The organism is Lachnoclostridium sp., assembly GCF_031997925.1.
GTDB lineage: Bacteria > Bacillota > Clostridia > Lachnospirales > Lachnospiraceae > Lachnoclostridium.
In genome coordinates, this window is sequence record NZ_DAMADT010000021.1 from 50,377 (window position 1) to 62,134 (window position 11,758).

General features: G+C 33.4%; 8 protein-coding genes. 4 read left to right on the forward strand and 4 right to left on the reverse strand.

Annotated features, from left to right (window positions below; all coding sequences use genetic code 11):
* Positions 1-525 precede the first annotated feature (525 nt).
* Positions 526-1,809 carry an aminotransferase class I/II-fold pyridoxal phosphate-dependent enzyme gene (locus tag RTP52_RS13610; RefSeq protein ID WP_312101650.1) on the forward strand — a complete coding sequence of 428 codons (1,284 nt, stop codon included), beginning with the start codon at positions 526-528 and terminating at the stop codon, positions 1,807-1,809.
* Positions 1,810-2,329: 520 nt separating this feature from the next.
* Positions 2,330-2,503 carry a hypothetical protein gene (locus RTP52_RS13615; protein WP_312101652.1) on the forward strand — a complete coding sequence of 58 codons (174 nt, stop codon included), beginning with the start codon at positions 2,330-2,332 and terminating at the stop codon, positions 2,501-2,503.
* A 261-nt stretch (positions 2,504-2,764) separates the two neighbouring features.
* On the opposite strand, the gene RTP52_RS13620 is transcribed toward RTP52_RS13615, so the two are convergent.
* From RTP52_RS13620 to RTP52_RS13630, 3 genes are all read right to left on the reverse strand, one after another.
* The gene (locus RTP52_RS13620) at positions 2,765-3,142 is read right to left on the reverse strand and encodes an MmcQ/YjbR family DNA-binding protein (RefSeq protein ID WP_312372009.1); all 378 of its coding nucleotides are present in this window, start codon (positions 3,140-3,142) and stop codon (positions 2,765-2,767) included.
* A gap of 14 nt (positions 3,143-3,156) precedes the next feature.
* Positions 3,157-4,605 carry a M1 family metallopeptidase gene (locus tag RTP52_RS13625; RefSeq protein ID WP_312372010.1) on the reverse strand — a complete coding sequence of 483 codons (1,449 nt, stop codon included), beginning with the start codon at positions 4,603-4,605 and terminating at the stop codon, positions 3,157-3,159.
* Between the two features lie 155 nt (positions 4,606-4,760).
* Positions 4,761-5,507 carry an ATP-binding cassette domain-containing protein gene (locus RTP52_RS13630; RefSeq protein WP_312372011.1) on the reverse strand — a complete coding sequence of 249 codons (747 nt, stop codon included), beginning with the start codon at positions 5,505-5,507 and terminating at the stop codon, positions 4,761-4,763.
* A gap of 243 nt (positions 5,508-5,750) precedes the next feature.
* Between RTP52_RS13630 and RTP52_RS13635 the strand changes: the two genes are divergently transcribed.
* On the forward strand, positions 5,751-7,091 hold the full coding sequence (locus RTP52_RS13635) for a GGDEF domain-containing protein (RefSeq protein ID WP_312372012.1): 1,341 nt from the start codon (positions 5,751-5,753) through the stop codon (positions 7,089-7,091).
* A gap of 15 nt (positions 7,092-7,106) precedes the next feature.
* Positions 7,107-8,729 (forward strand): tetratricopeptide repeat-containing diguanylate cyclase, encoded by a 1,623-nt coding sequence (locus tag RTP52_RS13640; RefSeq protein ID WP_312372013.1) that lies wholly within the window; start codon positions 7,107-7,109, stop codon positions 8,727-8,729.
* A 275-nt stretch (positions 8,730-9,004) separates the two neighbouring features.
* Here RTP52_RS13640 and RTP52_RS13645 read toward each other — a convergent pair whose 3' ends face one another.
* The gene (locus RTP52_RS13645; protein WP_312372014.1) at positions 9,005-11,143 is read right to left on the reverse strand and encodes a glycosyl hydrolase; all 2,139 of its coding nucleotides are present in this window, start codon (positions 11,141-11,143) and stop codon (positions 9,005-9,007) included.
* Between the last annotated feature and the right edge of the window lie 615 nt (positions 11,144-11,758).

Here is an 11,758-nt window from a genome sequence, read left to right on the forward strand (position 1 = left end):
ATCTTATGAAACAATATCATGAGTTACTTATCGTCTATTTTAAAAATATCATACTTACCCTAGCATATTTAGCTAAGTTGAGATAGTAATTATAAACTTTGATTAGTCTTCACCCATAGAAATGAACATATTTGCCGTTTAAGCATAACAAAAAAGCCTTGTTAAGGTTTACCAAAACATATCTGCTTTTTAATAAACTTATCTTAAACGACTAATAAACATGTATTTTCTCCTTTGTCACACTAATATAATAATAACAATATCACATTGCTATCCTTCTGTCAAACAATCCAGCAACAAATTATGTACTTATTTTTGATTACTTTCTGATAGGTGTAAAAATACACCAATTAGCATTATTTATACCTATCATAACATGGACTTATAGCAGGAAAAAATATCAAAAACACAAGAAAATATAGTAGACATATGTATCATCGTGTGGTAAGGTTGTAATAATTTAAAAAGGAATAGAACGAATATGTATACAGCAACTACAATTGCAAAAGGAAGGATGTAAGGATTATGAAAACTTATCAATCTATGAGCAAAGATGAGTTGACCAGTTTAAAAACTGATTTAGAAGCAAAATACAAGGAATTCCAAGGAATGGGATTAAAGCTTGATATGTCAAGAGGAAAACCTTCTGCAGAACAATTAGATATCTCCATGGGTATGATGGATGTTTTAAATAGTGAAGTAAGCCTTCAATGTGAAGAAGGGATAGATTGTAGAAACTACGGTATCCTTGATGGTATCAAAGAAGCAAGAGAACTTCTTGGTGCAATAAGTGAAGTACCAGCCGATAACATTATTATTTATGGAAATTCTAGTTTAAATATAATGTACGATACTGTTTCCCGCTCCATGACTCATGGTGTTATGGGAAGTACTCCTTGGTGTAAATTAGATAAAGTAAAATTCCTTTGCCCAGTCCCTGGTTATGATCGTCATTTCGCAATTACAGAACATTTTGGCATCGAAATGATTAATGTACCTATGACAAATGAAGGTCCTGATATGGATATGGTAGAACAGCTTGTCAGCACAGATGATACAATAAAAGGCATCTGGTGCGTACCAAAGTACTCCAATCCACAAGGAATTACTTATTCCGAAGAGACTGTAAGGCGTTTCGCAAGACTTAAACCAGCTGCAAAAGATTTTAGAATTTATTGGGACAATGCATACAGTGTACATCATTTATATGAAGACCAACAAGATTTTTGCTTAGAAATTCTTACAGAATGTGAGAAAGCTGGCAACCCAGACATAGTTTATAAATTCACCTCTACTTCAAAAATAAGCTTTCCTGGTTCTGGTGTAGCTGCTATTGCGACCTCAAAGAATAATCTTGCAGATATTAGAAAGCAGTTAACCCTACAGACTATAGGACATGATAAGGTAAATCAACTCCGTCATGTACGTTACTTTAAAAATTTAGATGGTGTTCATGCTCATATGAAGAAACATGCAGATATCATGAGACCAAAATTTGAAGCAGTAATTGATATTTTAGAAAAAGAACTTGGTGGACTTGGAATTGCTAGCTGGATTAAACCAAAAGGCGGTTACTTTATCTCCTTTGAATCCATGGATGGATGTGCTAAGGATATCGTTACTAAAGCGAAGAATGCAGGCGTTGTTATGACTGGTGCTGGAGCAACTTATCCATACGGAAAAGATCCTAAGAATAGTAATATTCGTATTGCCCCATCCTTCCCAACATTGGATGAATTAAAACAAGCAGCGGAACTATTTGTATTATGTGTTAAATTAGTTAGCGTTGAAAAATTACTTGAGCAGTAACTATGACACCTCAATTTGAGATTTAAACATTTGCGAAATCCAGATTGGTTTGCGCGGAATCAAGCTGTCGAAAATCTATATGCTAAGCCCCTTCTCATTTTTAAAAGCTATCTAATAAATGAATAAATCATCTTTTTGCTATAATTTTCTAGCAAAGAATCAAAAAGAGCAACTGTGAGTTTATTCCAGCTGCTCTTTTTAGATTATATTCCAATAACATTCCATTATATGAGATATTGTAAAATTATAGTTTTTATAATTACAGAAAGATACAATATAATCTCAATCACTTTATATCATACTAATACTGTAAATTATAAAAATAAAAAATTTCATCTATTTTTTTTACGTTTACTATGTAGTTGATAGCAACATTCTACGAATAACGGATATTCCGAAGTTTTAAGCGATTCTATGTCGGTTAGGTAAAAACTTATATTTTAACTTAGAGTTTATACCAACGAATGTTTAGTGAATAGTAAAAGATTCGTAGAATATTGGCAAAAGAATGGAGGTCCTTATGAGTAAACAATACCAACAACGTTATGAGAAAGAAAGAGAGAAGCAATTACAATGTTCAAACAAAAATGAAAATTGTTCTAACTCTACAAGTAATGATTCTAACCTTTCAGACTGCTCTAATACAACACAAAAGCAAGGAACTAAGAATAATACCAATCAAGAAATAAAATAAGGGAAAGCATGCTTTGCGAGCACTTCCTTGTCATGAACAATTAAAAGCGTACTCAACTAACATTTCCATGTTAGTGTTATTCATCTTAGCCGGAAAAACTGAATAAAAAAGCGGGTGGTTTCGATTATCTCATTTATGGGAAGCAATTGCTCCAACATAAACTACGAAATACACTCGCTTTTTATATATAACTATATCACTTATTCTAACTTCTTTTATAAAAATAGAAAAGTTTCAAATTTACTTCTATTTAAATTCTATCTATTTATAGATTTCGAAAAAATCAACCAGTTCTCTTTTCGGAAGAGACTTAATTACTTGAATAAAAGAATGATCAATCATATCAAACAAAATCTCTTTGTCTATCTTTGCAATCCATATTGTGTTTCGATATGGTTGTTGAACAGGCGGACAATGATATCCTCTAACAACTACGGAAGGATACTGTTCTCTATAGAAATCCGCTAAGACCATATCACATTTTAATGTTAACTTATAGTCTTCTGGATTCGGATATAATTCTGCAAAAATCTTCTTTCTTACTTTGAAAACAATCGGAACTTCTCCAAAAGGATACTCTATGTATGCATCTTTTTTGGTTAAACAATATTCCATAACCTCTTTTGCTGTGGCATTCATCTACCCCACCCCCGTCACTGCAATGCGATATAGTTACTTACTAGGTCGTCAATACCTACTGTCGAGTTATGCTTCATTATTTTAATAAATCCTTCTGTAGTTGCCTGTTTAAACGCATAGGTATCGTAATACTCTCTCATCGCACGAAAAAAAGCTTCTTCTCCCATTCGTTCTCTAAGCTCATATAAGAAATATTGTGCTTTATAATAGCATGCCATATAGTAAGCATTATTCTGGTACTCCGTTATCCCCTTATTAATTGATATTGGATCCAATTTTAAGTACTTACCTTGAATGGCATAGTCCTCTGCCTGCGGCTTCCCCTTTACTTTCTCTAAATATAACCCTACAGCAAAAGTACTAAGTCCCTCATCTAACCAAGCTTCTGTTGTTTCATTATTTCCTATGATTCCATAAAACCACTGGTGAGCGATTTCATGACTTAGTATTTCTTCATAACTTACTTGCTGATTATCAAGGAAGGCTTCTCTTGGCATATATATCAAACCACTATACTCCATCGCTACATTAATATTGGGCTTTTGTGTAATCATTGCCATTCGAAAAATATCATACGGATAATCGCCAAATACCGTTTCGTAACAATTGAGTGAATCCATTATTTGCTGCATCGTAGAATCTTTATGTTCTTGGCTCACCACATTTTTTTCAAAATATGCATAAATCTTTATACCATTAAACTCATCTTCTATTATTTCATATTGATCTGATATCGCCATACAGATATCTCTTGCGTTTTTATTTTCAAATGTATAAGTCACTGTTTCTTCTTTTACATCTTTCTTACGCTCAACTCCACCACAAGCAACTACATAATCTTTGGGTACGGTAATTTTCATACGAAAATCCGACATATCATGATAACGCCCGTCGCCAACTAAACTCATAGGGGTTAGATCCCACCCATTGTCATCGTAAACCGCCATCTGCGGATTAAAAAAGCTAAAGCAATACTGTGTTTTATAATAACCAAAGCGTTCCACCAAATCAGGTATTAGGAATTTACAACTGATCTGAAATTGAATTGTTTTCCCTGGTGCAAGTGGCTTCTCGGGTACAATTTTTAATAATTGATTATGGTCTAATACTTCAAAGCTAAGTTCATCTTTCGATAAACTATTTACAGCTAACACTTGAATTCCTTTGGTATTATCGTAAACCTGATATGCATTACCATAAATATGAAGGTATAACTCAGAAAGTGATACCCCTTTTTTATTTTGATATGTAATAGTTTCTGAAAAATTTAAAATATGCTCTTTTGTATCCAATGTCCCCTCAAGTTCATAAAGAGTTCGCCCCTCGTTAAGTGAGTCAGAACTTTTCTCCTTACCTACGCACCCTGTCAGCCAAGCACTTAATATAAAGCAAAGTAAACTTATTAGGAAGGCTGACCTCCTTCTCTTATTGCATACCTTACTAATCATATCCCCCTGATTCATTTCTTACTCCCACTCTTTCATTCCGAAATACAAGATGGATTGGCAAGCCAATCCATCTTGTCATAAACTAAAATCTCAATAAGCGAAGAATATCATATTTACCATAACTTTACAATATATTGAAGGGAATTGCAACATCTTCTGTAAAGTTTATATTATAGTGAATTAAACTTTAGGTTGCAGCTTTGTTTCACTTCTTCTCTCTTTTCTTCATTTATTATTTTATCCTCGATTAGTTTTTCTTCAACCATTTCTTGTTTTATAAAATTCTCTTTTATTCCACCATCTTGAATCATGTACCCTTTATCGCAAATTTTTTCTATAAATTCTTTCTTGTCACTAGTTAATAGAATGGTAATGTTTTGTTTTTTTAACAACCGAAGAATCTTACAAAGTTCACGATGATTTTTATTATTCTCTTTCGAAAATAGCTCATCAAATATTATGATATCTTGCCGCTCCATGATGGCCTGTGCAATGCTTAACTTCTGCAGCATACGTGTACTAAACTCTCCGACTTTCGTACGACTCTCAGGTTTTAATCCAACCATTTTCATAGCTTCATAGATCTCTCTGTCTTCGACATTTCCATTAATTCCTGCAATATATTTTAAATTTTTGTAACCGTTAAATTCTTTAATAAATCCCATGGGATGGATAGCAATTCCAACATCTCTTGGAGTTTCACTAAATTTACCCAGTTGTTCTCCTCGAAAATAAACCTTTCCGCTATCTGGTGTCAGCTCTCCACACAAAATCTGAAATAAAACAGACTTTGCACCATCACCCATATCAAAAAAGCCAATGGTATCCCCCTTTTCTATGTTCATATTCACGTTTTGTAAAATGTTTTTACCATCTACCCTTTTTGATATTTTATCTATCTGTATTTCATTACTCATAATTATTACCTTTCATTTTTACTGTCAAAAGGGAATTAGTCTATCACAATTAATAGATCATGTCAATCCACTTTGGTAAACTATATAGTTCTATTAAAAACCTCTATTCTAATTCTTCTTCAACTTTTTATAATTTTAATAAACTACCACTTTCCACCAAAATAGTTTTGTGCTATACTAGTGATTAACGTGCACTTAGCATATTTTTACATTTTTCTGATGTAATGGGGGATTTCTTTTGTCATGAATTATCAAGAAGAAATTGGATTAATCAATCAAATGGTATTTCAACAATCCGATCAAGACACTTTTGATTATTTTAAGAAACGATTGGCCGATACGTCTAAGGACTCCGACGCAATTTTACGGGGATTATTCTGCCATGCCCTTGGTACAATTGCTTATAAGGTTGGGTTATATGGACGTGCTATTGATTATTTTTTTAACTCACTTGATTGTTATCAGTCTGTTGATAATTCAACTCCCTATAGAGCAGACTTAATATCTTGGGAGACAATTGAAATAGCTTTTGCGCACAGTTATATTAATCAAACAAAATTATCAAGAGAATTCTTAGAAAGGGAGTCAGTTCAAAAATCAATAGAGAATAAAAAAATACAACACCACTTACTGCTATTAGAAGGTGTACTTGCCTATAAGGAAGACAAGCCGGCTCTCTTCGTTTCAAAGATACAAACATTACTAGAACTTCCTCTGAATCCTTCAACTATACTAAGAGATTTCAACGAATTTATTCTATTATTTCGCTACAGTATCGCATTAGAAGAATATGAAATTTCTTTAAAAATACTAGATATCTTAACTTCAATTGCAACACAATCTAATCGAATTGACTCACAATGCCAACTTGCGGAATGCAAAGTACTCTATTATAAATCGACGAATGATATAATTTCTTATAAAAATACATTTCTTGAATTAATATCCTTAACAAATTTAAAAGAGAAAGAATATAAGAAGATGAAAGAAAAGAATATTTATCTGAAAGATATTATTTTTCATCAATATGAACAGAAAGTTAAAACAAACAAGCGGATTGCCAATCTAAAAGAAATTGCCGAGATTGATTCCTTAACAAAATTACCAAATCGTTATCGAATTAATCAATATGGACCATGTCAATTTTTAAAGGCTAGAAAAGGGCAGAAAAACCTTGGTGTTTTAATGTTAGACATTGATAATTTTAAACTATACAACGATCAATTTGGTCATTTAATCGGAGATAAATATCTTAGTCTACTAGGTAAAGTATTACGAAAACATAGTGACAATGCTTTTGCTGCAAGATTAAGTGGAGATGAATTTCTTGTTATTTTTTATGACCAAACCAATGAACAGATTAAAGAATATTGTAAAACCATTAGCTCAGAATTAAAAAATTGTGACCAAATAATTATCGATGATCTTCCCTTTGGGACTCTTACCATAAGTCAAGGTGTTGTGAATGAAATACCGGATTATGATATGACCTGGGAAGATTATGTTCGCCGTGCGGACTACGCACTATACAAAGGGAAAAGATCTAATAAAAACCAAATTACCTTTGTTAAAGTTTTACCTTAGATTTGGGAGGGAACCATGAAATCTTCTGACATAATAGAAAAATTAATTGAAGCCTCCAAACAATATGTTTATGTGGATTTGCCCAAATGGATCAAGGCAAACGAGGAACTTCTATCTGCTGCAACAAAGGAGCAAGATGAGATTGCAATCGCAACCGCTTATTTTTTTATTGGTGAGGCTGAATATTGGCAAAGTAAACTGGATTCAGCGCTGGAGTACTTTTATAAAGTACTTACGATGTCAAAAGAACTAAAAGATATGGAATTAGAAGGAAAGTGTTGTAATATGATTGGCTCTATTCATTGTAAAAAAAGCAATGAATCAATCGCTATTGATTACTTTCATCAATCCATCCACTGTTTAAAGGAAATAAAAAATTATAGTGCACTTAGTTCTACTTATATGAATATGGCATCTGTCTACATAAATTTGGAACAATATGAAAAAGCTCTTGCGTGTTACAAAACGGCAGATTACTACGATGATCTTGAAAGCAAAGAACATGGTCCTCAAGCAGATGCCGAACTAAATCAACTTATTTTTCATATCAACTATTCATTGCTTTATGAGAAATTACAGGATTACGAGAAAGCAACTGAATATTTAGATAATCTTCATACTTATACAAACAATGAACTCCTTCAAAGTGTACAACAATATATTAATGTTGCATATGCTAAGGTTACATATCAAAGACTAAAACAATTATATCAAAATACTACCAATTTAATAGTTTACAGTGAATTTCTTTCTCTTGTAGAAGTAATTTTATATTACTCCAAAAATATTTTGTATAACGCCGATGTTATTCATGATTACTTAGATATCCTTGATTACTTAATAGACATATCCGCCTTTTGCTACATAGAGGAAATGCTTCATTTGCTTGAATATACTGCAAAAGAATGTCACAGCAATACCATTACAATTATGGTATTTCAGCGGAAGCTATCCTACTATGAATCTCTAGGTGATTCAATAAAAATGGAATCACTCTATGATGATTATTTTCAATTATTACAAAAACACCATCAGGAGATGGATCGCATCTATCAATCTAACTTACTAAGTCATATTAAGATTGAGGAGGATACACTTATACAACAAAGTAAGGATGCCCAAGTAAAAGAGTTGGAACAACGCTCCTCTTACGATTCTCTCACAGGTCTAGCGAATCGTAATTTTCTTAATCTATATGGAGAAAATCAGCTGCGCGAAGCGAGGCAGAATAACGTACCTCTTGGTGTGATCGTACTTGACGTTGATGAATTTAAATCCTATAACGATACCTATGGACATATTGTAGGAGATTATTGTCTTATGCAGGTTGCAACTTCTATAAGAGAGAATTCAGGAAATGCTTTCGCTGCTAGATTTGGAGGAGATGAATTCGTACTAATTTCTTATAATGCAGAAGAAGAAAAGTTAATAAATTTAGCAAAGAGTATTCAAGAGGACGTGGCAAACAAGCAACTTCCAACCGTAGAAACAATGGTGCAATCTAACATTACCTTAAGTATCGGCTACTATTATAGTGTTCCTAATAAAGAAAAATGCTTAAATGACTTTATCCGTAATGCAGATAAAGCCCTCTATCGTGCCAAAGATGAAGGAAAAGGTCATATTGTTTCCTATTGAACTCCCCAATCGTTAGATCTGCCAACAATCTTACAATTTCATCGACTTCTCATAAGTAATATTATCTGAGCTAAAATTGTGTTTCAATATCGGATTGACGGGGCAAAAAAACGGTATCACCCATACAGGGCGATACCGTTTTAAATTAAAAAGGTCTTTCGCTTTATACTATAATAGTATGCAAAAGACCTTTTTATAAAACTCAAAAAAATTCAGCTTATAGTCGTGATGACTCTTAAATCAAAATACTATCACTCTCCCTAATTAATAAACAACTACGGTTCCACACCTAGTACTAGCTTACCGTTATAATACACAACAACTTTTGTACTATCTCCATAAGAATAATCATTCTCTTGGTTATACAAACTCCAGTCACTCTTAGTAAATCTGATATTCACAATTAAGGTAGAATCTGCAGATAATTTATCAGTTGTGTTATACGTTACATCAAGATACGAATCTGCTTTTGTTTTTGGTACCACCATTGAGTTAAAGTTTCCATTCACCACAGAAGTATATGGGATGTACCAAGGATCTTTATTTAGTTGCATTCCAGCAGTGTCACAATAGAAGTTCTCCTTCGCAGTTCCCTCTTTCGTATAATAATAACGGATTACTAACTTAGATAAATCAATATCGCTCCCTTTTTCATGCTTAATCTTATAATCCGCATTTATTGTGTTTGTTGATAGATTGGCATTACCTGTATTGGTTAAGGAAATAGTGAAACTACCTGGAATTGGTGTTACTGAAGGTGTAACCGTTGGTGTCACGGTTGGTGTTGGTGTTACTGTTGGTGTTATCGTTGGCTTAACTGTTGGTGTCGGTGTTACTGTTGGTGTCGGTGTTACCGTTGGTGTTACTGTCGGATTTGTTCCGTTAAAATTAGGCAGTTTATCTAAGGTTATCACTTCATTACTGTTATAAACCTTTTTCACCATAGCTGCTTCAGTATATGTTCCATTTAAGTTGCCCGAATAATCGATAAGGAAATCTCCATACCATACTGCAAACCATAACCAGAAGGTATTGTCTCTCGTCATCAAAGCTGGATCAATCATTACCCCATTTTCACTAAGAGCTGCCATTTTATTTCCATTCGCATAATTAACTGTTTTATTAAACTGAGCTGTTTGTGCACTGTAATTGCGATTATCTGCATAAATATCAGTACCTACGATATCACAATATGCGTCACCTGGATACCAAGCCGCATCCTGTCCATTCCATACCCATATTAGGTTGTTTAATTTATGATAATTCGTCTGACGATCAAACATGAGGCGATATAACCAAAGATATGGATCTTTTCCAGCAGCACCCCACCAGAACCAACCGCCACTCGCTTCATGAAGTGGTCTCCAAAGAACTGTGACACCTGCATCTTGTAATTGCTTTAGATAGCCAGAGATTACATCGATATCACGCACCATCAAATAACATTCTTCAGAAATCTTACCCGTGTCATATAACGCTTTTACATCCACCAATGGTAATCTACTGATATTTTGAGATGTTACAGCTTTGGATAAATCAAATGATGTTTTATCAGTATAAAAAGATGCACCACCTTTTGGAGCATGCCAGTGCCACTGAAATGTCGTTAGCCCTCCTTTTTTATCCCAGTCAAGTGCTAAATCAACCTCACCTGTGGAATGCCAATCGCTTGCTGGAGAACAGAAGATTAAATCAAGCATACGAAGCGCAGGATATTTGCCAGTTGCTTTATAGAGTGTTTCAATTTCAGTACTTGCATTTAATGTACAGGACTGACCTGATAACGTCTTTTTCCCATAGATACTCTTTAGGTATGCCATAATATTCTTTGTTTTTTCATTTGCATTCGGGTTTACTAGAGTAGAAGTTGCTTTCTGATATACAGAGTTATCAACGCCACTTCCTGCTTCAATTGCAATGTAATCTAGATCAAACCAACCCCAAAATTCCTTTACAGACAAAGTAATAGTTCCAGCTTCTAAATATACACTTGCGATGACAGTATCTCCCCATTTACCATCACCTGTACTATAAATAGTTCCAGCTTGTGAACCATTAATATAAATATGATTTTCTTTATAGCTGTCTGCAGCGCTTCGGATTGTAAAGGTGTAGTGACCAGTTGTCGGAATCACTACAGAAGTTGACCAAGAATTGCTACTGTTTTGAGTAAACCCTGTGACATATCCGGTACCACTAAAACTCGGTCTAGTACTAGCTACTGTTACAGTACCAGTCATCTTACCATTCTCTGCTTCTAATTTCGTTGAAAATAACTCAGCAGCTTGTACCTTTGTACTGCTTTTTGTACCTGTTAGTAACCCCATAGGTCCAGGTACACTAGTAAATAGCATGGCTACGACAACCCATAAAGAAACCGCCATTGCAATTACTCTCTTTTTACCTCTTACCATATAAATACCCTCCTTGATTTTTTTCACTAATCTCGATTATAAACCCTCAAATGAATCGAGCAAGAAAACCAAAGAGTGTTTAACACTTTTTATATGGTTTTTTTACTAGATTTTTAGAAAGGTTTTAATGAGAGATTAGTATTACACCCGGAAATTCAAAAAATCAAAACTATTTGCTTATGTAAGAAGAATTTCTATTATGAAGGAAAAGTACAAACCAGATATGTTCTGATCTTAATCTTTTCCGAGAGTACTATCACATAGTGAAACCAATATGTGAAGCTGAGGGGATTGCAGTAACTTTAATTTTACATATTTTACCTATTAAAAATTATAGTGGACATGTTAATATTTGACAATATGAATTATAAACAAAAATAGACGGACATTTTGTATGATATCTTTATTTTGTTTAATAAATAGTTATTATTTATACCATATTACAAGATTTACCTCTAAACTTTACACAGGAGGACGTAGACATTTTGTCTAAAAAAAGCCCCAAAGTAATATTTTTTACTTTGGAGCTTCTACCTAAAATTTTTTAATCTAAATCTGTTTTTATAATGTTAATTATCTATTTCAAGAAACCTTTTCCAATAATCTCACTTGTCT

Excerpts from the sequence above, each read along its gene's own strand:
- RTP52_RS13615 (WP_312101652.1), top strand. The coding sequence starts at position 2,330 with ATGAGTAAACAATACCAACAACGTTATGAGAAAGAAAGAGAGAAGCAA.
- RTP52_RS13630 (WP_312372011.1), bottom strand. The coding sequence starts at position 5,507 with ATGAGTAATGAAATACAGATAGATAAAATATCAAAAAGGGTAGATGGT.
- RTP52_RS13635 (WP_312372012.1), top strand. The coding sequence starts at position 5,751 with ATGAATTATCAAGAAGAAATTGGATTAATCAATCAAATGGTATTTCAA.
- RTP52_RS13610 (WP_312101650.1), top strand. The coding sequence starts at position 526 with ATGAAAACTTATCAATCTATGAGCAAAGATGAGTTGACCAGTTTAAAA.
- RTP52_RS13620 (WP_312372009.1), bottom strand. The coding sequence starts at position 3,142 with ATGAATGCCACAGCAAAAGAGGTTATGGAATATTGTTTAACCAAAAAA.
- RTP52_RS13640 (WP_312372013.1), top strand. The coding sequence starts at position 7,107 with ATGAAATCTTCTGACATAATAGAAAAATTAATTGAAGCCTCCAAACAA.
- RTP52_RS13625 (WP_312372010.1), bottom strand. The coding sequence starts at position 4,605 with ATGAATCAGGGGGATATGATTAGTAAGGTATGCAATAAGAGAAGGAGG.
- RTP52_RS13645 (WP_312372014.1), bottom strand. The coding sequence starts at position 11,143 with ATGGTAAGAGGTAAAAAGAGAGTAATTGCAATGGCGGTTTCTTTATGG.